The organism is Micromonospora sp. NPDC005163, from assembly GCF_053599835.1.
Genome location: NZ_JBSFYP010000089.1, coordinates 1 through 22,881 on the forward strand (window position 1 = coordinate 1; position 22,881 = coordinate 22,881).

Annotated in this window: 11 protein-coding genes and 1 pseudogene; 7 read left to right on the forward strand and 5 right to left on the reverse strand. The window is 68.2% G+C overall.

All coding sequences use genetic code 11. The features are described from left to right. Nucleotides 1–470: 470 nt before the first annotated feature. Complete coding sequence (locus ACWD6N_RS34045; RefSeq protein WP_387330028.1) at nt 471–776, reverse strand: hypothetical protein; 306 nt, start codon at nt 774–776, stop codon at nt 471–473. Between the two features lie 875 nt (nt 777–1,651). Here ACWD6N_RS34045 and ACWD6N_RS34050 point away from each other — a divergent pair. The 4 genes and pseudogenes from ACWD6N_RS34050 to ACWD6N_RS34065 all read left to right on the forward strand — a co-directional run bounded on the left by ACWD6N_RS34050 (nt 1,652) and on the right by ACWD6N_RS34065 (nt 3,436). After that, a pseudogene (locus ACWD6N_RS34050) lies at nt 1,652–2,177 on the forward strand (DAK2 domain-containing protein). Nucleotides 2,178–2,188: 11 nt separating this feature from the next. Further along, nucleotides 2,189–2,668, forward strand: a complete 480-nt coding sequence (locus ACWD6N_RS34055) for a ribose-5-phosphate isomerase (protein WP_387330031.1) — start codon at nt 2,189–2,191, stop codon at nt 2,666–2,668. Nucleotides 2,669–2,672: 4 nt separating this feature from the next. Next, nucleotides 2,673–2,951: an SDR family NAD(P)-dependent oxidoreductase gene (locus tag ACWD6N_RS34060; RefSeq protein ID WP_450006174.1), complete on the forward strand. Its 279-nt coding sequence runs from the start codon at nt 2,673–2,675 to the stop codon at nt 2,949–2,951. After that, nucleotides 2,948–3,436 (forward strand): SDR family oxidoreductase, encoded by a 489-nt coding sequence (locus tag ACWD6N_RS34065; RefSeq protein WP_450006180.1) that lies wholly within the window; start codon nt 2,948–2,950, stop codon nt 3,434–3,436. Before ACWD6N_RS34060 ends, ACWD6N_RS34065 begins: the two co-directional genes overlap by 4 nt. Nucleotides 3,437–3,799: 363 nt before the next feature. Here the strand turns inward: ACWD6N_RS34065 and ACWD6N_RS34070 are convergent, their stop codons facing one another. From ACWD6N_RS34070 to ACWD6N_RS34085, 4 genes are all read right to left on the reverse strand, one after another. Continuing rightward, on the reverse strand, nt 3,800–3,898 hold the full coding sequence (locus ACWD6N_RS34070) for a DUF3024 domain-containing protein (RefSeq protein ID WP_387330080.1): 99 nt from the start codon (nt 3,896–3,898) through the stop codon (nt 3,800–3,802). A gap of 625 nt (nt 3,899–4,523) precedes the next feature. Continuing rightward, nucleotides 4,524–4,862: a nucleotidyltransferase domain-containing protein gene (locus tag ACWD6N_RS34075; protein ID WP_354968321.1), complete on the reverse strand. Its 339-nt coding sequence runs from the start codon at nt 4,860–4,862 to the stop codon at nt 4,524–4,526. Then, nucleotides 4,859–14,410, reverse strand: coding sequence for a Tc toxin subunit A-related protein (locus ACWD6N_RS34080; RefSeq protein ID WP_450006176.1), 9,552 nt, complete (start codon nt 14,408–14,410; stop codon nt 4,859–4,861). The genes ACWD6N_RS34075 and ACWD6N_RS34080 overlap by 4 nt, the downstream gene beginning before the upstream one ends. Nucleotides 14,411–14,443: 33 nt before the next feature. Further along, entirely contained in the window at nt 14,444–21,850 is a 7,407-nt protein-coding gene (locus ACWD6N_RS34085; protein WP_450006178.1) for a SpvB/TcaC N-terminal domain-containing protein, read from the reverse strand. A 145-nt stretch (nt 21,851–21,995) separates the two neighbouring features. On the opposite strand from ACWD6N_RS34085, the gene ACWD6N_RS34090 reads away from it, so the two are divergent. The 3 genes from ACWD6N_RS34090 to ACWD6N_RS34100 all read left to right on the forward strand — a co-directional run. After that, a complete protein-coding gene (locus tag ACWD6N_RS34090; RefSeq protein ID WP_354968324.1) occupies nt 21,996–22,334 on the forward strand; it encodes a hypothetical protein in 339 nt (112 codons plus the stop codon). Nucleotides 22,335–22,380: 46 nt separating this feature from the next. Next, entirely contained in the window at nt 22,381–22,752 is a 372-nt protein-coding gene (locus ACWD6N_RS34095; RefSeq protein WP_450006182.1) for a hypothetical protein, read from the forward strand. 1 nt (nt 22,753) lies between these two features. Then, the coding region (locus ACWD6N_RS34100; protein WP_354968568.1) for a metal-sensing transcriptional repressor at nt 22,754–22,881 on the forward strand (128 nt) is incomplete at its 3' end.

Genomic DNA, 22,881 nt, shown 5'->3' on the forward strand with positions numbered 1-22,881 from the left:
CCGCTTCTTTCCCATGCTCTCCATGATGCTGGACATCCTCCCGGAGACCCCCGGTCCCCTGATCTCGGATGTCCGTCAAAACGGGGCAGGCCCACCTGGGCTGGCTGCGGCTCTTGGCCTGGGCCCGCGAACACGCGCCCCCATGACAGGGATTTGGCACCCCACAAGGTCGCGCAGTACGCCACGACGGTAACTGGTGGCGTCATCGAGGACTCTGGCCACTGGATCTTCGAGGAACAGCCGGCCGAACTCACCGCGCAGCTCATGCAATTTCTCCAACAGACCTGAGCCGAACCTAGCCCCGCCCGACAAGAGGCGCGTGGCGCATCCGCTTCTGCCGCGATCCGCGCGCTTGCCATGGAGGAGCGGGGATCAGGTCTCGCCGGCTGGAGTGGTCGGCTTGGTAGCGAGAGCAGTGCCCGAGTAGATGCAATGAATGCGCCGAAAGTGGATCTTGATCTGTCGCAGCGTTACCGGTATGTACTCGGCCTGTTGCCGAGCGGGTGGTGTTGTCGGGCCCCCATGGCGGCTTCGCAGCGGCCGGACGGGGGGATCGGGCCGGACAGGTCGCCCTGCGTGACGGCGGCGGCCACGACGCGTTCGGCGCGGCGGCGGCGCATCCGCAGGACTGGCGCGGTCACGCCCTCCTCTGCAGCCAGGTGCTCGATCAGCGCGTCGCCGAACCGGGTGGCGCTGATCAGCTCAGCGGCCTCGGCCGTGATCAGGCCGGCGGCGGCTGCCCGGCCGAGCAGCAGGTCCGGGTGCCCGTAGGGCATCCTTGGTGAGCGCGACCCGGTGGACAGGTCCAGCGGCAGTTCCTCGCCGTCGTCGGCCTTGACGACCGCGGCTCCGGCGCGCCAGGCCGCCCAGCACAGCCGCAGCCATAGCCGGGGTGGGGCGAGATCCGCTCTACGCAGAGATTGCAGAAATCCGGCCAGGACTTCGGAGTCGATGTCGTCGGCGTGCCGGGCGTAGCGCGGCTAATCTTCGCCGCGAGGTGCGTCAACGCGGGCAACGCCACGCCGATCGCGCCCACGACCCAGGCCGGTCCCCATTCGGCTGGAGGTCGACGCGGCTGCCGGCCCACTTGACCTGGCCCGTTGACGAAGCCGATCAGGTCCAGCCGCGGCGGGCCGCTTGCACCCCCGCCTGGAAACGGCCGCCTGCCCCTAGCCGGGCTTGCAGATCACCGATGCGACGGCGCAGGGTCCGGACACTGATGTCCAGGTGGCGGGCGATCGCCTCACAAGACGCCGTGAAACGTCGTCAACCAGCGAGGAACCGTGACAGCCGGAGACGCCGTGTGAGCAGGCGTCGCGGGCCGTTCCCGCTGGTGGTGGGGCAGCCGCTCTCAGTTCCGCTTCAACATCTGACACGGCTAGCGGAGGAGTTGGAGCGGCTCTGGCACGCACCCGCCGACACTCCGGCGTACCGCAAAGGTGTCTTGTCGCCGGATTCCGTGCGCGATCGACGGACGGTGACCGAGGCCGAGCAGGGCACCATCGCGCAGGGTGTCGCCGATGACGCCACCCGCGCCGCGGCCGACATCGTCGTCGCGGCCCTGTCCGCGATGGCGGCCGCAGTCGCGGACAAAGAGGAGGAGCTCGGCCGGATCGACGCCGTCGCCGGCGACGGCGACCACGGCCGAGGGATGGTACGTGGAACGGCCGCCGCCGTGGACGCGGCGCGAAAGTCGCAGGCCGCCGGGAACGGGCCGGGTCGTGTCCTGGTCGCCGCCGGCGAGGCCTGGGCGGCCCGGGCCGGCGGCACCTCCGGCGTTCTGTGGGGCGCGGCGCTGGCCGCGCTCGGAGGCCGGATCGGCGAAGCCGGACGCGACCGCGGTCGTTGAGGGTGTCCGCGCGAGCTACGGCGCCCTGACCGCCCTCGGCGGCGCGAAACCCGGCGACAAGACGATGTTGGACGCTCTGCTGCCGTTCGCCGACAGCCTGGCCGCGTCCGCCGCGGCCGGCGAGCCGCTGAGCGCAGCGTGGACTGGCGCCGCCCAGGCGTCGGAGGAGGCCGCACAGGCCACGGCGCAACTGCGCCCCCAGGTGGGCCGGGCCCGGCCGCTGGCCGAGAAGAGCGTCGGTACGCCCGACGCCGGCGCCGTGTCGATGGCCCTGTGCCTGCGGGTGGTCGGCGGTGTGCTGGCCGACACTCGCGTCAACTCACGATGAAAGGACAGTCAGTGGCAGAGACCAAGCTCCGTATCGTCGTCGGCAGCGACGACGCGGGAGTCCGGTACAAGGAGGCCCTGAGCCGGGACCTCAAGGCCGACGACCGGGTCAGCGAGGTGATCGACGTCGGCATCGACCTCGACGAGCACACCTACTACCCGCACATCGCCGTCGCGGCCGCCCACCTCATCACCGAGGGCAAGGCCGACCGGGCCCTACTCATCTGCGGCACGGGCCTCGGCGTGGCGATCAGCGCCAACAAGATCTCCGGCATCCGGGCCGTGACCGCGCACGACAGCTACTCGGTCGAGCGCTCCGTGCTGAGCAACGACGCACAGGTCCTGTGCTTCGGCGAGCGCGTGGTCGGCCTGGAGCTCGCGCGCCGCCTTGCCAAGGAATGGCTGGACTACCGGTTCGACCCCCAGTCGGCCTCCGCCGCCAAGGTTGCCGCCATCAACGACTACGAGTCCCCAGCACAGCCGAAGGAGTGACGTCGTGACCTGGGTTGATCTGAATTTCGGCCTCGATGGCAAGGTCGCGGTCATCACCGGCGGCGCCTCCGGCATCGGCGCGGCCATTGCCGAGGCGTACGCCGCCAAGGGCGCGTCCGTTGTCGTTCTCGATCTCGCCGTTCCGTCCGACGACGAGCGCGGCGCCAAGCTGGGCGCCAGTAGCGCGGCCTTCAAGTGCGACGTCACCGACGAGGCGTCGGTCGCGGACGTGGTGGCCCAGATCGCGGAGCGGTACGGGCAAATCAAATCGACATCTTGGTGAACAGCGCCGGCGTGGCACTGCTGGCGCCGGCTGAGGAGCTGAGCCTGTCCTCGTGGAACACGACGCTCGCCGTCAACCTCACCGGTGCGTTCGTGCTCTCCCAGGCCGTTGGCCGGGTCATGCTCGGGCAGGGGCGTGGCAAGGTGATCAACCTGGCCTCGCAGGCCGCCAGTGTCGCGCTGCTGGAGCACGCCGCCTACTGCGCGTCCAAGTTCGGGCTGGTCGGCCTCACCAAGGTGCTCGCGTCGGAGTGGGCCGGCCGGGGCGTCACCGCCAACACCATCAGCCCGACCGTGGTGCTCACCGACCTCGGCCGCAAGGCCTGGGCGGGGCCCAAGGGCGACGCGCACAAGGCCGAGATTCCCACCGGACGGTTCGCCTTCCCGGAGGAGATCGCCGCGACGGCCGTATTCCTCGCCTCCGACGCCGCCGACATGATCAACGGTGCCGACCTGGTGGTGGACGGCGGTTTCACGATCCGCTGATCAGATCACGCCGATTGGACCACGATCGCCTCCGCGTGCTCGGAGGTTCAAGCCCTCCTCGAAGCTGGCGGCATCCGAGTGGGTCTGCCACGACGTGTACCTTGTAGCGCTCGGAAACCCGGTTCGGCCCGCTGAGTTTTGTGCGGCCCGGCCAACCCGTTCGCCGGCCTCGCCCCGGCGATCTGAGCTCGGATCCGACCCAGGTTCAACGCGTCCGTCGATCCCACAACGCAACTGTGAGTCAAACAGCGGTGGGCAGCCGCTGAGAGAGCGACCCTGCCGATCACCTCGACCAAGCCTGGCCGGGTTGCGGTCGTACCACCAGTAGATAAGTAGCCGCTGGTCGCGCGGTTAGGCCAGCTGTCAACCCCAGAAGATGCCCGTAGGGTCCTGGTCAAGTTCGTTGAGCAGGTCGTTGATGTTCGTGGTGGGCGGGGCGAGGTCGTATCGGTGGAAGCGCAGGTTGCGGTCTGCACCAGGTCAGCGAGACAGTCGCCCCGGATGCACACGGCTTCGCCGTGGCGGAGGGGTCTGATCCGCGTTCCGGTGAGTTCGGTGGCGAGGTCGCTGAGCCGTCCTTCGTGTCCGACCAGCAGTAGACCCTGCCGACGGGCCAGGTTCGGATCGAGGACCATGGCCTCCTCGATAAGCGTGTCCACGTCGCCGGGGCCGCCGTGTGGTGTCAAGCCCCGGGTTTGGTGGAGAGTTTGATGTTCCCCGGGTTTCGTGGAGTCGGGGAACATCACCTGCCCGGATGACATTCTCGGCAGGTACAGCGTCGAGGCGGAGCACGTCTGGCCGATATCGCGAGGCAGTTGGAGGTTGCCGCTCCCGGGTGGTACGACCTGCATCGACACGCGGAGCAGTCAGGGGACGGGGTGTTGCTCGACCGCCTGGACGGCATGGCCTCTGCCTGACGAGCCGCCGACTCTGCCGGAAGAAAACCCGCCAAAGATAAAGGCCCCCGTGCTGTTCAGCCGTGGGCCTTTACAAATGACTCGATGGTCTTTTTGTGATGATGCTTTTCCTGCTTTGGACTATTCCGCACGCAATACTTCAACTTTAAGTACCTTCGAGTGAAGACAGTCTAAGCTCCACCATCACCCCCACGCAAGTAGACGCGCTGGCTGGTCTCGAGAAGAGTGTGGAGATAGGTGTGTGGCTTGGCCGATCCGATCTCCATTTCTCGTGGCGTGAGCATGTGCAGGTCGATCGTGATCGGAAAGGCGCGCAGCGCCTCGTTGAGCTCCCGGTCACGGATCCAGGACGAGGTCGTGAATGGGCCGATCACCAGGATGTCGATGTCACTGTGCCGGTGCGTGGTGCCCTTGGCCCACGAACCGAACAGGATGATCTCGTCCGGGTCGCAGTGGCTGACGATGACGTCGACCAACGTCGTCAGCACCGGCGCCGACGGCCGCGTCATGATGTCGTGAAGGCGACGACCAGGTATGCCTCCGTCAGGTCGTCGGCCGGTAGTGAGTGGAAGTTCGGCACGCCGGTTCGCCGGATCTTGATGGTCAGCGGTCCGAGGATGTCTTGTGGCGGGGCCACCGGATCGACGATCAGGTGGTGTGCCTCGGTGGGTCCTCCCAGCCGGGACATCAGGTGCGTAGCGGCAGGGGCGGGCCCGGCGAAGTCGACGCTCACGTCGTAGTTGTCCGGGTGAGCGCTGTCGACGATCAGATCGAGTCGCGTGATCTTGACGCCGCGCGCACCGCGGGCTCGGAACGGCAGGTGCTTTCGCTCCAGCATGACAACCAGTTCCTGGTCTTTGCCGGGCTGCGGCGACAGGAACCGTTGCCATTCGCCGGCGAACTCTCGGTTCAGGACGAACAGCCGCATCCCCGACTTCGGGACGACCGTGGCCAAGTTGGTCCGGGCCGCGTCGACGAGGCCGGTGCTGCCCGGTTCGGCCTTGTACCGCACGTGCAGGATGACATCCGAGATCGTGTTGAAGTCGAACTGGTTGTGCTCGGGTGGCAGGTCGATCGTCCACTCACTAACCGCGCCGGCTCCCTCGAACGGCAGGAACCTGTCGTCGTTGAAGCTCAACTCGAACATGCCGCTGTCGTTCTGCGCGTGACTCGTGGCGATCGACGTGGTCGGCACCGCGTGGGTCGCGAACCGGTCGTCCGCCGGTGCCAGTGGGTCGCCGTAACCGCCCGCGGTGCCGTCCTTCACCCGGACCCCGTTGTTGGTCAGCGACAGGGTGCAGTTGACGCTGGTGTACGGGCCGACGACGCACGGGACGCTGATCGAGACGGACGTGATGCGCCGCCGGAGATGGCCGGGATAGTCGAGGTCGTACAGCCATTCGGGCAGCTTCACGTGGCAGGTGCCGGTCGTCTTCAGGGTGAGGAGGGCGAGTGGGTCGACCTGCGCGAGCGAGACGTTCTTGCTGATCTCGAACGTACGGGTGTTCCGCTCGAGCCATGCCGCTTCCATGCGGCGCAGGTCGTTGGTCAGCCGTTCACCGGCGAGCAGACCCTTCTTCAAGCCGTCCCAGTATCCGAATTGGACGAAAGAGAACGTGTCGTCGCCGAACTCATAGCGCATCGCCTGCTCGGCGCGCTTCGCCATGTCGAAGGCGAGCTGGTAGCCCTGGAAATACACCGTGCTGACCTGCCGCAGCATCCAGTCGTAGAGCTGGCGGTTGGTGTACTTCGTACGCAGATAGTCCTCGATTCCGCGCGCCTGCTCGATCTGCGTCTCCTGGCCGGCGAGGTCGGTCTCGGCGATGGCGACCCGCACCTTGGCGGCTTCGATCTGGGCCAGCAACTGGTTGACCTCGAGACCTGCCTGGCCCTTCTGGAACTCCCACTCCTCGGCGCGGCGCTGGTACCCGCCCATCGTGGTCGCCATGCTCGCCCACTTGTCGGCGGCGCCGGCGATCGCGGAGATGGTGGAGACGGCGCATTCGGCGGCTTTGGAGAACTTGATGCCGTCGGGGATGTCGGCGGCCGCGACCGGTGAGCCGCCGAAGCCGGATGCCCCGATGGTGAACTTGGGGATGAACGCGAGGCCGCCGGCCAGGGCATACCCGAGGGCAATGGCAGTTTGGGCCAGTGTGGAGATACCGCTGAGGGTCAGCGCGGTGCCCTCCCAGAGGTTGATGTAGTCGCGAGAGCCGTAGTATTCGATCCGGCCCTCGGCCGTCTCCCGGCTGCGCTCGAGCGCCACCTGGTTTTGCTCTGCCTCCTTCACCTGCAGCCGCTTGATGTCGAGGCCGGCATCCAGCAGCCGCACCTCGTTCGACGCCCTGATCAGGTCCAGCGCCTCGGCGTCGCCTTTCTCGATGGCCGCGAGCAGGCGCTCGCCGAGGGAGTGGACGTCCTGTGTGTACTCCAGTGCCTTCTGGATCAGGACTCGGGAGCGGTATTGGCTGGACGGCGCTCCGCCGCCGCCCAGCACGGTGTCGAGGTCGACACCGGCCGCCGCGGCCTGGACGAGCACGGCCGGGTCGATCGGCGGCTCGAAGAGCGAAAGCTGCCGCACGATGCCGCGGATGTTCATGCAGTTGCGGATCTTCCAGAGCCGGTCGGCGACCAGATCCCAATAGCCGAGCAGGTCGTTGTTCTGCGGGATGCCGAAATAGGAGATCTCGAGTACGGGCATCGTCTCGGCGCCTTCGTCGGTGCGGATCACCTGGACCGGCGAGTCGGCGAAGTTCTCCATCAGGATCTCGATCTTCTGGTTGCCGAACGGGTCGAGCGCGCCCTCGGCGGTGAGCTCGTTGTACGACTTGTCGGAGCGGGTCACGTCGGGAACGGTGACCGGGCGCGGGCCGAGAATCTCCCAGGCCAGCAGGTACAGGGTCGTGGCCTCGTTGATGGACTCGATCGTGTCCCGGCGGAACAGCTGGTCACCCCAGGCGATGAGGTTGTCGATGTACCGCATGACCACGGTCTTCTGATACGCGACTGGGCGATAGCGGGCGATCAGGTGTGGCTTGAACGGGTTGTTCTTCCACGCCCGCAGCTGGTCGAGGTTGGCGCCGATGTCTTTGAGCAGCTCCTCGATCCGCTGCCGCCGGTACTGCTCGTCGTTCTGCTCGTAGAAGGGCCGGGTGATCCAGAAACGCTGGGGCGAATCGACTCCGTCCGTGCTGGTGGGGTCGAAGATGAAGTGGAACCAGCGCATGGCCTCTTCGAATCGCTGGTTCTGGGTCAGCTTGACGGCCGCCATCAGCGGAGCGTGGAAGAAGATCTCCCAGTTGTAGACGCTGTAGGCACCGCCGAGGTCGAAGTCGACCACGTCGCTCGCCGCCGCCGGCCGCGCCTGCGAGGGTGTGGCCGGGGCGTATTCGGTGAATCGGTAGCCGTTGCCGGGGTGATACGACTGCGGCGAGACCTGAATCCGGCGGTTGAGCAGCCCGTCGAGTCCGGAGCGCTGCAGCTCCCGCAGGAAGATCGCCGAGTACGGGTGGTAGAAGGGCGTGAACTCGTACTGCAGCCGTTGCAGCGTCTTGTTGTATCCCATCAGGACGGTGCGCCAGTACGGCTTGATCAGGAATGAACGCTGCGGATCCTGATAGATCATCGGCGGAGGGAACCGGACTGCCTCGTCGAATTGCAGGCCGTGCTGGGAGAAGACGAGATCGAACGGTGCCCGGGCGCCGCGCAGGAGCGCGATGCTGCCCGTACCCTCCAGGACGTTGAGCACGTTCGGGTTCGACACTCGGGTGTTGTTGCGTAGCCGGGTGTTCTCGAAGTGCATCCCGGCCGGGAGGATCGTGCGCGGCATGGTCTCGCGGCCACCGGCTGCCCGGCCGATCGCGGCGCCCTGCGCGCCGAACGTGGTGCTGACCCAGGTGTGCGAATCGGTCGCCGTGAGGTTGTCGGAGACGTTGCCGTTCGCGTCTTTAAGGTGGTACTGGCCGCTGAGGCCCTTCATGCGCGTGCCGGCCACGTTTCCGTTGAAGAGGAAGGACGACGAGTGCCAGGGGCGACCGGCTTCGTCGTAGACGGTGGCCGTGAGGCGCTGCTTCTGGCCGGTGTAGGCGTCGGTGAACCGTGTGCCGTTGAACTCGACCGACGTGGAGATGAAGATGTCCAGCCAGAGCATGTTCTCCTGCGAGCGGTAGCGCGGCCGGAGATTGTAGGAGTGCAGCGGCCGCTGCCACGGGTGAAGAAGCCTCTCGCGGGACAGTTTCTTGGCCGTCCAGCCGTCGTCCTTGTGCGTGGTCCAGGCGAGCTGGAGTTCGAGCTGGGTGGACGGGTCGGGAGTGTTCTGCGGTGTGTCACTGGGCTTGGCGGCCGGCTGCTTGCGCGGCTTCTGCGGCTTCTCCGTGAACACCAGCCAGAAGACGTACAGATCGCGGTTGTAGACCACCGGAATGGCGTGGTCGCCGCCGATCTCGACATCGATGCGCTCCCAGGGTGACCAGGTGCCGTAGTTGAGGTCGTATTGGCGGTAAAAATAGACGGCTGGGTCGGCCTTGGTCCGCCCGAGCACGTGCAGCCGGTTGATGTTCGGCGGCAGGTTGTCGTAGGGATTGTCGTCGTCGACCTCGTAGTAGACGCCGGTGACCTCTAGCCGGGCCACCTCGTGGACCTTCTCCAGATAGTGCCGCAGCGCCGCTTCGGCCGCGGCGTCGGTGATGTCCGCCTGCAACAGTTCGTTCTCCAGCTCGGTGAAGAACGGTGACTTGTCATCGCGAAGCTCCGGCTCGATCCAGTTCTCCGGGTAGAGGAAGACCTTCCGGTTGGCCTCCCAGACCCGGTAGTTCTTCATCCACCGCCACTGCTTCCAGCTGTCGAGCGAGACGGTGTCGGCGAGGGCGGCCCGGGAAACCTGGACGAACGCCTGCTCCAGATTGAGGAAGCAGCGCTGGACGAACATCTGGGTCGAGCCGATCGCCTGCTTCGTCCGCGACGTGAGCTGGCACGAGCTCATCTGCACGTCAATCAGCACCCAGGCGAGCAGGTCGTCGGCATCCTTCCAGCGCATCGGGTTGGGCCACTGCCTGCCGTCGACGGTGATCGCCGGAGCGGCGGTGCGCAGCGAGTTCTCGACCAACCACGCGGTGAGCGCGTCGCGCTTCTTCTCCCGCAGGCCGTCGACGAGTGGCGTGACCACGGTGAGCCAGGCCCTGGTGGTGTAGTGGGCCTTCGTGGCCTGACAGACCTGTCGGGCGGTGGTGAACTGCGCGTTCGCGGTGTCGCGATCGGCCCAGGCCAGCAGTTGGGTGGCCGGCACGCCGACGCGGCGGAGGGCTTGGAAGCATTCCGCGAGCCGCCGGTACGTCTCGACGGAGCGGTACGAGGACGTGAGGCCGTGCGTGAAGCCGAGCCCGGTGTGCAGGTCCGCCAGGTCCTCGCGGTCCCAGCCGGTCAGGGCGCAGAGCTCGTCCAGCACGGCGGAACCGGCCGAAGCCTGGTTGCGGGCCAGGTCGAGGACGGCGGTCAGCGAGGTTCCCTCCGGGGCGGCGTGTTCGTCCCGGAACCGGAGCAAGCGGTGCAGGGCGAGCCAGCGCTCGTACAGCGATGTCGCGGGTGCGGTGTCGACGGGCAGGTCGGCCGGGCTGAGAGCACCGACGGCCGCGCCGTTGGACAGGAACCAGGTGATCTCGGCCGGGTCGCTCATGCCGTGCAGGGTGAGCAGAATGCCAGCCTTGTGCAGCCGGCGATAGCTGCGCAGGAGAGGCGCGGAGACGGTCAGGTCCGGATCGAGGAACCGGCCGATGATCGGGCCGGCGTCGTCGACGAGGCCGTCCAGCAGCACAGCCGCCTGCCCGTCGGTGAGTGCGAGGGCGGCGGCGACTCCCGCGATCACCTGGCCTCGCGGATCGGCGGCCGGGTTGCTGCGCAGGCTTTCGCGTACCGCTGCGATCTGCTCGGCGATGACCTCGTCGCGCAGGCCGTAGGCCGACTCCGGCCGCGCGTTGAGCAGGTGGTCCAACGCCTCGACGGAGACGCCACCGGCGGCAATCGCTTCAGCTTCCGAGATCGCGTCGAGGGCTCCGGCCACCGTCGCGAAGGGATCGTCGATGCCGACCAGCTTGAGCATGGTGACCAGGTCCGGCGCGCGCATGCCGAGCCCGGACGCCAGGGCGGCGTACCCGACCAGGGTCGAGAGGTTCGCGACGGTGAGCGCTCCGTCGGTGCGCCCCAGCAGGGGAGTGAGGTCGACGTCGCTGACGCCGAGCGCGGCGACCAGGGCCGGGCGATGGTCGGCGAGCAGCGGGCCGGCGGCGATCGGCAGGTCGAACGCGGCGTCGACCGGGTTGGTGATCGTCGGATTTCGGAAGAGCCGGCTGTACGCGGACCGGATCACCTTCTGCTGTTCCTCGGGCACTTTGCGGTCTCGGGTCGGCAGTTCGCCGTACATCGCGAGCACGGTCTCGGCGTTGATGCGCAGCCGTGACTGAAGTTCGCGGACGCGCGACAGGCGCACGAGGGTGTCGCCGTCGAGGTTCTTGTTGCCGATCTTCGCGGCCCGGATCAGCAGGTCGAGCTCCGACATCTGCCAGGGCGTGTGCCGCCACAGCCGCAGGAACCGGTGCAGCTTGTCCAGCTTCGCCGTGGTGAGGTTGGTCAGCCGCTGCTCCCGGAGGCTGTAGGTGCTCGCGGGCCGTTCGATCACAGAGTGTCCGCCGCCGGCCGGGTTCACGAACTCCACGTCACACAAGCGCAGCAGTTCCGGGTACGTGATCTTGGCGCGTTCCAGGAAGTCGGCGACCGGGATCGTGGCCGGGATGGCGGTCAGTCCCCAATAGAGCTTCTGGTCCGCGTCGGTCGCCCGGGCCGTGGTGATGAGATCGGTCTCGCGCGTGGAGATCCCGAGGCTCTCGCCGGCGATGCTCACGTCGGTCGGCTTGGGGCCGGCGGCGGCCTGGAACCGCCTCATCAGCTCGTGGCGGGGGAGACCCAGGTGGTCGAGAAAGACGCGCGCCTCTTCCTGCCAGAGGTTGAAGGCGCTGTGCATCGGGAAGTCGGCTCCCGCCAGCTTGTCGTAGACGGCCTTGTCCTCGTTCTCGGGGAACGCGCGCAATTCTTCTTGCGTGCGGGTGGTCTGGTGCCCGATGGCCGGGTCGCCCGGCGGCACCAACGCCTCCAGCACCTCGTTGACCAGGTCGATGTACGGGAGCGCGACCGTGGTGTTGTCGCAGTTGAGCCTCAGGTTTCCCAGGTCGGGCCGTCGCTTGAAGAGCTGTTTGCGGACCGTCTCGCCGGCGATCTGGGAAGGCTGCTCCTCCAGGAACCGCAACATGTCGGCGAGATATGCCGGTGGACCGAGGACGGAGAGGCAGTCCGGGCAGTCGCAGACATCCATGGAGCCGAACAGGGTCTCCAGGTTGGGCACGCCGCCCGAGAACTCCTCGAGCTCCGCCGCCGTGTAGGTGTGGGCGACGATGGCCTTCGGCGTGGTGCGGTTGAGCTCGGTGCGGTACGCGACGAGGCGATTGACGGCCTGGCCGTACTGGAACTCGGCTACGCCGTAAACGGTCAGCGCCGTCCGCTCGTCGATGCCCGCGGGGGCCAGGGTCGTGACGATCCGTTCCTTGCCCATGTTCAGCACCTGGAGAGCGCTGTGGATGCCCTGGTCCAGCAGGACCCGGCCGAGGCTCGCGTCCGGGGCGATGCGCCGCACCCGCTGGAGCACCTTCAGCTCGCCGCTCACCGCGTCATCGACGGCGACATGGTGGGTCGCGGCGTAGGCGTCGATCCGACTGGTACGCAGGTCGAAGTCCGGCTCGGCGTCGACGAACTGCTGGACTTCGGCGAGGTGGGTCAGCTGCGTGTTGACCCCTCGGCCGGCCTCGGCGACGAACGCGACCGTGGGATAGAGGCGTTCGGTCTGAGCGGCCAGTGTGGCGGCGTAGTTGGCGACCTTCTCGGCGGCGTTCGTGCCGTCGGTGCCGGGCGGCACGGCTCCGCCGCCGTCCGTGATGAGCTGCACCCACTCGGCGTGGCCGAGCTTGGCGAAGTCGCGCGGCGAGTTCGCACGGTTGTCGGCGGGGTCGTCGATGATCGCCTTCAGCCGGCCGGCCATCGTGCTGAAGTTCTTAGTGACCTCGCCGAGGCTGACGGTCGTCTCGAGGTCGTCGATCGCGGGCAGGCCACCGAAGTCGGCCGGCCGGCTCCGGGCGTCGGCGAAGAAGTCGGCGCCGAGGGTCTTGTGGGTGAGGAAGGCGTCCGCCACGGCCGGGTAGCGCGCGGGGTCGATCGAGGACGCGTCGAGCAGCGTCTTGAGGTTGCCGTCACCGATGAGGATCGGCTTTTCCAGCACGTACGTTTCGCGGGCGGCGGCAAGCGCGGCCAGGATGCCGTCCCGGCCGGTTCCGATGCTGATCGGGATGTAGTTTTCGCGCACCGCGTTGTCGAACGCCTCCAGCTGCAGGGCGGGGTCGAGGAAGACCAGCCCGTTCGCGACGCGTTCGACGACCTGGTCCACGAGCGTCCACTGCTGGGTGCTCTGCAGCAGGTCGCTGGGAAGCGACGGCGGCAGGTTCTGCCGGATGAAGGCGTAGACGGCTGCCGTATCGACCGGCGGGGTGTCGATCTCGGCCGCGACCCGGGCCGCGACGACCATGCGCATCACGTCGTTGACGCCGAGGCCGGTGTTGACGGAGACGTGCGTGATGTCCTGAACGGAGTCGGTCTCCTCGAGGTTGAGCAAGCCGACCGGGTGGGCCGCGGCCGTCACTGCGGTCAGGCGCTGCTCGAACTCCGAGGTGCCACGGTACGGCTGGCCACCCTCCACGAAGTTGACCCAGGCGATGGTGGTCGGGTTGAACAAGACCTTCTGGTCCAGCACCGCGTTGGCGCGGTCGACCACCTTCACCAGTACGTGGTACGGCAGCTTCCACTGCTTCGTCGCGGGGTCGAGCGGCGGCGTGTAGGGGATGTCGTAGAAGCCGGAGCTGGTCGTCGGACGCTCTCCGAGCAGGGCCCCGGTGCCCCGGATCAGCTTCTCCCACAGCTGGACCCGCAGGCCGGCGCGGCCCCGCCAGAGCTCGTCGCGCACGGAGCCGCGGATCCGGGCCGGCAACGCCTCGGAGACCGCCTGCGGGTTGGCGCCGGCGATCTTGGCGTTCAGCCGGCGGAGTGTCTCGCCTTCGACGTGTCCGGTGACCGGGATCTGGTTGCTCTTCTGGAAGGCGATCACCGCCGTACGGGTGGAGGCGCCGAACGTGGCGGTCTTGAACTCCTTCTCGTCGATCGGCAGACCCAGGAAGGCGAGCGACTTCTGGAGCTTGCCGACGTGCTTGTTGGTCATGTTGAGCCGCAGGTTGCGGGTCACCGGGGTCAGATCGTCGGCCACCTCGACCGTCAGCTTCGCGACCGGCTTGGGGCGGCTCGTGGCGACCGTCTCCATCCGGCGAAGGGTCAGCGGGTCGAGCTCCCCGGTCGGCCGCAGGCGGTATTTGCGCTGGAAGGCGACGATCGCCGCCTTGCTGGTTTCGCCGAGCCGCTTCTCCCGCAACTCGACGGGGTCGATCCGCAGCTCCAGTTTGCCGATCCGGATGGCCGACAGCAGCGTGCGGTGGATCTGCCCCACCTGGGTCCTGGTGCTCAGCCGGGCCTTGAGGGCGTCGCCTTCCAGACGATCGACGAGCTCCGGGCTCAGGGTCGTGTCGGTGGCCAGGCCGGCGCCGCGAAGGTAATCGGCGTACGCGGCACGGGTGCTGTCGCCGAAGCGGCGGCTTTTCGTCTCGGCGGGATCGATCTGGTGCCCGCTGCGAGCGAGCAGATCCTGGATCTTCGCGGCCCGCGTCTTGCTGTCGGTGAAGTACCGGTGGCTGAGATCCCGGTTGAGCCGATCCAGCGTCTCGCTGGTCAGCTCGCCGGATGCCGGCAGCCCGGCGGCCCGTTGAAACTCGCGGATGGCCGCGCGCGTCGAGTCGCCCAAATTCCCGGCCGCTTGTTCGTCGGGGTCGACGGTGATGCGGAGCCGGCCGAGCCCCGCATGGAGGGTCGCCAACTCGTGCCGGTCCGGCGTGCTGGAGGTGATGCGGATGGGCGGCATGGCGACTCCCACTTTCGATGATGCCCGATGCGTTTACCTGATCTCGGTGACGTGATGCTTCAGCGGCGGCGGCTTGACGTGCTTCGCCGCCGCGGTGGACAAACGGGTACGGAACTCGTCGATGCCCGCGGCGAACCGGGCCAGTGCGTCGGCACTGAGGTTCAGCGCCTTCACCGCGTCATGGGTCGTGACGTCGGCGGAGCCGCTGATGAGCTCCCACAGGGTGTCGAAGCCGAGCACGGCCGACTCCCGGATCACCAGGTTGACCTTGTCGGTGGGCAGCGTCTCGGAGTCCTTCGCCACCCTCAGGAGCTCGGTGACGACCTTGGCGGCGGCCTTCTTGTCGAGGCTGTACTGGTACTCGACCTTCGCGCGCAGGAACTCCGGCAAGGTGCTGCCGCCCGCGATGCGAACGTCGCTGTTGCGAGTCACGTGGCCGACGTCGATGTGTGAGACGAAGGTGTAGTTCGACAGATCGGGGTCCGCGTGCAGCGTGTCCGCCAGGCCGTTCTTCTTCCCGCAGGAGCAGGCCTGAACCACGAAGGTGATCTGCTGACTCTGCTTCGCTTCCTTGAGCTCACGCTTGAGCGTCGGAGCTCCGATCCACTCACCGTCGCCGAACGACATCTCGCTCGAGATGCCGTGCCCGAACGTCATGACGACGTCGGGCTTCTCCTTGGCGATGACGTCACTGAGCTTGCCGGATGCGACCGACTGCGCCTTCACGCCGTGGTCGGTGGCCGCCTGCGTCGCCTGGCGCTTGAACTCGTCGTTGCCCTTGTCGTACAGAATCAGATATTTCTTCTTGTGCGCCTCGTCCCAGAGCTTGCGTGCCATCTCGTCGGTCTGCTTGGGCACGGCCTGGCGAAACTCGTCGAACGTCGTGAACGTCCGCGGATCCGGCTCGGCGTCCGGCTGCCCGGCGTCCTTGGGATCGGTTCCCTCGGGATCCCGGTAACGCACCGGGTTGTCCCTGCAGTAGCGGTAGAGGTTCGGGCCGTCCACCAGCAGCAGAGGGTCGGGCGAGCACCAGCGGCCGAGCCACGAGGCGTAGAACCGCGCGCCCGCGTAGTCGAAACCGGTCTCGTCGTCGCGTTCCCGGCCGATGTATCGGTAACGCTTGAGGCTTACCTCCGCGACGCCGCGGCCCGCCTGGAAAGAGCTCGCCCCGAACGGCGTGAACTCCTCCAGGCTGATCAGCGCGCCCGCGTCGTCGAGCTCGACCGACGCGGTGCGGAGGTGGTTGGCGAGCTGATAACGCTGGAGCGGCACCGGGTCGGCGGTGTCGGCGCCCTGGTCGACGGTGAGCGTCTCGACGATCGCCACCTGCGCCTGATCGTCCAACACCCGCAGCGACTCGCGTTGGAGCTGGACGGTGGTGCCGGCGGCGTCGTACTCCCGGTACACCTCGAACACGCCGAGGTAGATGCGCTCCTTGCGGCGCGTGCCGCCCTGGGACTCGATCACCTTACGCATGCGCCGGCCGCCGGCATCGTAGGCGTACCAGGCGACTCCGCCGCCGCCGAGGTCCGCGCGGTGCAGCCGGTCCCGGAAGTCCCAGCGCAGCTCGGCGCCGTTCACCGCGGTGATGCAGCCGTGCGAGTCGCGGCCGTTCAGGTCGGCGTAGGAGTAGGTCTCGTCCGGAAGCACCTGGCTGCCGATCGCCGTGTGGCTCAAGCGGTTGCCGGTGCGACCGGGCTCCAACCGGCTCGCTTCGTCGCAGACGTACGTGCGGGTCCAGCCGCCGCCGGTGGCGATGTGCTGCATCCGCTCGAGGTTGCCGGCGAGGTCGTACCGGTACCGTTCGGTGTAGTTGCGCAATGCTTGGTTGTCGTTGGGATCGGAGCGAACTCCCACGAACGGGCGGTCCCGGCGGTCCGCGGTCGGGTTGGTGTCGAAGGCGGTCTGCCCGACATGCTCGCGTCCGGTGGCTTCCACCAAGCGGTACAGGGCGTCGCAAGTGAAGGTCGCAGCCGCCTCCACCAGCTGTCCATCGTGCAGGACCGCCTTCTGAGCGGCGTCGCGGATCCTGGTGGTGTTGCCGACCGGGTCGTAGGTGTAGGCGAGATCCTGCACCACCGCCGGGTTCGCGAAGAGCTGAGCGGCGGTCGTGTCGGCGGCGGCCGGGCGCGTCGTCCGCAGCCCGATCAGCCGGGACGTCGCGGGGTCGTACGTGTAGGTGGTCTCGGCGCCGTTGGCGTACTCGATCCGCTCACGTCGGCCCTTGGCGTCGTAGTCGATGTCCGTGACGAACGCGGTCGGCCCGCCCGCCGCGCGGAGCGTCACCTCGATGCTGTCCAGCAGACCGGCTTCGTTCCAGCCGGGCCGATAGACGCTGCCGTCCGGAGTGCTCGCCGTGACCACGCGGTTGAGGGCGTCGTACGTGCCGGCGCTGGTGAAGCTGCCGTCGTCCACCGGCGGGTCGTCCGCCCAGTCCACCGTGCCGTCGTAGGTGCGCAACAGGTCGCGGCGGCTGGACACGAGGTTGCCTTTGAAGTCGTACCCGAGATGGGTGACGCGGCCGACCGCGTCGAATACTTCGTACACACGGGTCCGGTGATTGCCGGCCGCGCCCTGCGCCTCGCCGTAGACCGTACGCTCGACCAGGCGCTCGCCCGCGCCCTCGACGAGGAAGACATCCGTCGGACGGCGCAGCGCGTCATAGGCCACGCGCCTGGTGTGGCCACGGCTGTCCCACTCCCGCAGCGGAGCGCCCGTGACGTCGGGCAGCGACCAGCGCTCGCCCGAGTCCATGCCCGCCTGCCGGATGACCCTGCCGAGCATGTCGTAGTCGGTCCGCATCGCGAGACGGTCCAGCGCGTCGTGCACCGTACGCTGATTGCCCTCGATGTCCCACGCCACCCGCGTGGCCTCCGCCGACTCCACTTCGACGCCGTTGTCGACGAACCGGTTGGCGACGATCGTCGCGAACGGGCGGCCGAGCGGGTCGAGATGAGTGGTGACCGGGGTGTTCGCGTGGACCGCCGCCCGCTGAGCGGCGTCCGCCTCGTCCAGGCCCAACGCGTTGCCGGTCCGCCGGGCGAACCAGGTCGACCACCCGGCGCCCTGGCCGTCGAAATACCCTCGGACGTGCGCGCCGACGTCAGGATCGGTCCGCGGATCGCCGGTCTCGAGATCCCGCGGCGCGACCGTGTCGTTGCGGTCGAAGGCCGTCTGCTTCCACGGCGAGTGCACGACCTTCTCGTAGGTGTGGTCGGGATGCAGGATCGCGACGACCCGGTCGACCGGGTCGTAGAAGAGGAACGGGCTCACCCCGGTGTCGGTCAGGTCCGGCTCCGGCTCGTACAGGTGGGTCACGCTGAAGAACGGCTCGTATCGGCGTACCGGAAGGCCCTTGTTGTTGAACACCGTGCGACCCGTGCCGACCCATCGAGGCGCGGCGACCGCCTGCACCGGGTGCCCCTGCGCGTCGCGGACGAGCAGGCCGGGCACGACGTCTCCGCTCGGCAGCGTCGTCGATGGCTGCCGTTTCGGCGCCTCCCCGGTCTCGGCGAGACGCTTCGCCTGGATCGGCCGCCCGAATCCGTCGGTGAAGTCGACCTTGATCTGGATCGCGGTGGCGGCCCCTCCGGGGTCGGTGGTGTGGGTTTCCCGGGCCATCGTCAGGGCCAGGGCCGGCTGGCCGCTGCGGCGGAACAGGTCGAGGTCGTAGACGATGCGCGTCGTGGCCGTGCCGAGAAGCGCCGCGGCCTCAGCCGACGGGTCGGCGAGCAGCGCGCGGCGGGCGGCCGGTGTGGGATGCGGGTCGATCTGACCCAGCAGGTCGCCGCGTTGTTCTCCGGCCTTGCCCATCAGCGCGGAGGCCACCACGAGGCCCAGCGCGTCGAACGCCACGGCGGTGCGGTTGCCGTTCGGGTCGGTGACCTGGCGGGGGAGCAGGACCCGATAGTCATGCTCCGCGACGACCACGTTGCCCAGGGCGTCCTCGGATCGGGCGACCAGCAGGTCGGACGGGTCATACGTCACCACGGTGGCGTTGCCGAACGGGTCGACGACCTTGCGCGGCAGATAGAAATGGTCCCGGGCGGTCGCCAGCTCCTGCGCCGCCGTCGTCGCCGTGGGGTCGAAGTACGCGCTGCCGCTGGGAATCCACCACGCGTCGGCCATGAACACGTACCCGCCCTGGCCCTCGAGGACGGCGGCCGGAGCCGGCAACAGTGCCTCGTCCGGCGCGCCCGGCCGCTCACGGACGAAGGCCGAGTCGACCATCCCCGGGGTGAGCGCGAGCCGGTAGACCTCGGCGAGGATCGCCTGCGGCTCCGCCGTCGCGAAGGGGAGAAAGGCGGTCAGGTCGTCCGCGCGATAGACGGTTCGCACCGCCTCGACCAGCCGCCGCTGCCGGGTGGTGTGGTCGGGTGCCGAGTTGTATGCGATCTCGGTCGCGTCGGCGATCATCGCGAAGTCGTCCGCGGCCCAATCCTCGAAACCGAACCGCTCGGCGCCGGCCACCGGCCGGAACCCGGTCAGCTCGCTGGTGCGGACGGCCGCCGGCAAGGGGACGCGGTAGTCGTCGGGATACTCGGCCGGGTCGTCGATCGCGTTGGTGTATGCGTTGTCGATCAGGACAACGATGGGCCGTGTCTGGACCTCACGGTCGCCCTGCCGGAGGGCCGCCAACCCCTGGTTGGGCACCATCGTGACCGCGCCCGCCGCGTCGACCCGCCGCACGACCTCGCGTCGCCCGTACGCGATGCGAAGCTCCTGCCGCACGTTGCCGGAGGCGGTGTCGACCCGGAGCACGATCGCATGCTTGGCGCGGGGATCCTCCGGGCTCCGGTCGTATTGCGACTCGAGCGTCTCCCGCGGATGCGCGAAGAACACGGCATGCCGCTGGTGCACCCGTGGCTGCAGCATGTGGACGGCGAAGTTCTGCTCGGTCACGACGCACGGATGCGCGTCGAGGCCGTAGACCTCGCGGTGCAGCATGACCCCCTTCAACGCCCGGCGGGCCTCCCGCTCCTCCTCGATCGTCAGCCCGCCCGGCAGGACGGTGTCGTCCAGCGAAACTCGATCCCCTCCCGCAGCGCCCCCGGTGTGGAACCACGTCCTGGTGAAAGTCGGCGGGACGTGCGACGCGGCATCGACGTTGGTCGCGGTGACCAGCTCCGCGAAAAGCTGGGTGTCCCATTGCTCCACCAGGCCGAAGCCGTGAAACTCGCGTTCGGCGGTGTCGAAGTTTCCGTGGTGATAGGCGTAGCGGGTCAGGAACCTGTTGCCGGTCAGGTGGTCGACCGTCTCCACCCGTTCGAGCACGTGGACCGGGAACGGCAGACGGGTCACCCACGGCTTGCCGGCCAGCCGGTCCGATTGGAAGAACGTGGTCGACGACACGTAGCTGAGCCGGATTTCGGCCCCGAGGTTGTTGCGCCGGCCGATCAGCAGGTGGGGTTTACGGCCGCCCATGAGGTCGACGTAGCGCATCGACCGGCCCGTGTCGTCGGGACTGCAGCTCCACCAGACGAGGCAGGCGGTGCCCGCGCCGAGCAGATCGACGATCCGTACGTCCTCGGGTCGCTCGGTGATCGGGCACTGCGGCAGCGTCACGCCGTCGCTCCAGCTGTTGCCGGACAGGTTGCGGTAGAGCGTCGCCCCGTCGCCGCCGAGGTAGACGACGTCGGTGGTCCCGGACCCGTCGACGTCGGCGAGATGGATCCGTGCCGGGTCGAAGAGGTCCGCCGTGGCGAACACCGGCGCGTTGTCCATCACGATCTTGGCGCCGAACCGCCCGTACCCCAGATTCGGCCAGTACCAGACAGATCCGTTGGTGATCTGAACGAGGTCGGTCAGGCCGTCACCGCTCAGGTCGGCCACGAAGAACCTCGTCGCGCTGTCGCTGAACACCAGCTGAGGCCCGCCGGACTGACACACAGCCGGCCCGAAACCCTCCTTCCCGAGTGACGGATACCAGGTGATGGCGTCATCGCCGGTGACGACGATCTCCGCGATGCCGTCGCCGTCGAGGTCGAGCATCCGCAGGTTCGGATCCTTGAGGTCGAGGTTGGGGAACGACGCGAAAGGCTGAAAAGTCGACCAGTCCCCGGCGTCCGTGCGCTCGTGGAACCCGCCGGTGCCGGGCTCGAGGGCGGCGAGGGCCACCCGGCCCTCGCCGGTCAGATCGATCAGGGTGGCGACGCCGGGCCGGCCGGCGAGCGCCGGCCGGGATGTCACCGGCCGGCCGGGATCGAACCGCGCGAACGGCGGGCTGCCGGCGTTGCGGCGGTAATACCAGGCGCCCTCGTGCTCGGTGAGAATGCCGGACACGCCCTCGCCGTCGAGATCCACCCACTGCGCGGGCGAATCCGCGGCGTCGAGGTCGGTGCCGCCGACGGTCTCCACCGGCAGCCGGGCCAGCTCCGCCGCGTCCGGCACCCTGCTGTAATCGAGATCCACCGGCGGGTACGAGCGCACCAGATAACGGTCCGGGAGCAGTGCCGTGGCGCGTAGCGCGAAGCCGGACTCGACGACCGCGGTGAGGTAGGTCGCGGCGGGATCCGGCTCGTACTCGAATCGCATCGCGCGGGTCAGGTAGCCCGCGCGACCCAGTTCCCCGGGGAAGTGGTGGAACATCAATACGCGCCGGCAGAGGCGGGCGGTGCGCACCTCGAACCCGGCACGGTAACTGGAGAACGGATCCGCCCGGTCCGGCCAATGCGCGCCCAGGGACCGGGCCGCCGTGACGCTGGCGAACTCCTCGCCATCCACCGCCGGGGCCTGAACGTAGTGGCCGTCGTCGTAGTCGAACACGACGTCGAACATCCAGTCTCCGATGATCTCCGGGTCGATGGCGGTGCCGCCGGCGTCGCGGTTGGGGATCCGGTTGCCGTAGCGAACCCGCTTGAGATAGCGGTTCGCGCTCTCCGGCTCGTACTCGTATCTTGTGGCATTGCCCTTGTCGTCATAGCTGGAGCAGATGAGCCAGCTGAATACCCGCGTGGGATCAACGGGATCGACGATCCTGCTCTGCGGGGTGCGGCCATACCAGGACGTCACGTTGTCACGGCTGATCGTGCGCCAGCACGTGTCGCCATCGGACTGCCGGACCCACCGCTCGATCCGGGCGAACAAGCCCTCGATCCGCGGCCGGTAGCGATGGACCAGGAACCCGTCCCGAAGCACCGGCACGTGCCGCCACCCGCCCGCCGCGTCACGCTCCAGAAAAGGCACGAGATCGTCCGAACCGGAGACAACGAACGTGTCCGACTCGTTCGCGTCGTCGTACCGGGGGACCTGGCGGTCCGTCCGCCGCCTGATCACGGGCAGCGCGAGGCTCCAGCCGAGGCCGAACGGTCCGTTGCCGGAGCCGCTGTCGTACGAGAGCGACAACTGCGGGCCGAACCCCGCCCGGCCCGGCGAGAGGGGGAGCGGAAAGCGCAGCGTCGCAGTGCCCGTCGCCTGGTTCGCGGCGAACGTCTCGCCCACGGCGCGGATCGCCCCGCCGCCCTTGGGAACCGTAGGGGGCACTACGGTGGGGCCGCTCGTCCCGGCGGCGGGGGGTTCGAACTGTGTGAGGCTTCCGGTCATTGACGCCTCCGGTGCACCGTGTAGTCGTCAACATCCTTGTGCCGTGTTGCGGCCGAACGACCAGCCAGTCCCGTATCTGACAGAGTTCGGCGGCGGCGTTAATCCCGACGTGGAGGCCGGCGAGTGGCGGAACCTCGATGTGTCCAGCGCGATCGACGCGGCCCGCGGCGTGGGTGACAAGCCCGAGTATTTGCAGTGGGCCGTCCAAGATCCATACTGCAAGACTGCAGGGAGGCACTCCGCGGCCGCTCGCCGATCCTTCACGCGGGCGCTGCGGATGCTCAAGGTGAAACCGACTGAGGTAGTCACGGATGCCGCGCCGGTCTATCCCGGCGTGCTCGACGAGCCTGGTGCCTTTGGCGTAGCGCCACGTCGAGCGTAATGCAAACAACCCGATTGAGGCCGATCACGGTCAACTCAAGCGCCCGCTGCGACCAATGCGCGGACTTGGGACTGATCGGACCGCTCAAGTGGTGATCGCCGGCCATGCCTTCCTGCAGGAGCCTGCGCCGCGGTCACTACGAACTCGTAGTCGCCGCCCGCCCGACATTGCGGGTCGCTGCGGCGTTCACCAAACGCGACTCACTGAGGAGCGGCAGGCGCGTCTGCCTGGTGGCTGGGGCGCCCGGCATGCCGCGCCAGGTGGGGGGCGGAGACGGGCAGGAGGCAACCGGGCACATCGCGGACGAGTTGGCGGCCGGGCGCGACCACCTTGGCGACGGTTCTGGGCTATGGCGGAGATCATCACCCGGGGCATACCCGGGGGGGTATGTGTTACCGTGGGATGCGGAGGTAGATGAGATGAAGTTGCGTCCCGAGATGACCGGCGAGGCCCTGACTCGCTTGAAGCGAGCCCGAGGGCAGCTCAATGCGGTCATCGAGATGATGGAGAACGGCGAGGACTGCCGTGAGGCGCTGACCCAGCTTGC

Coding starts and splice junctions, on each gene's coding strand:
- ACWD6N_RS34080 (WP_450006176.1), bottom strand. CDS start 14,410: ATGCCGCCCATCCGCATCACCTCCAGCACGCCGGACCGGCACGAGTTG.
- ACWD6N_RS34045 (WP_387330028.1), bottom strand. CDS start 776: ATGCCCTACGGGCACCCGGACCTGCTGCTCGGCCGGGCAGCCGCCGCC.
- ACWD6N_RS34075 (WP_354968321.1), bottom strand. CDS start 4,862: ATGACGCGGCCGTCGGCGCCGGTGCTGACGACGTTGGTCGACGTCATC.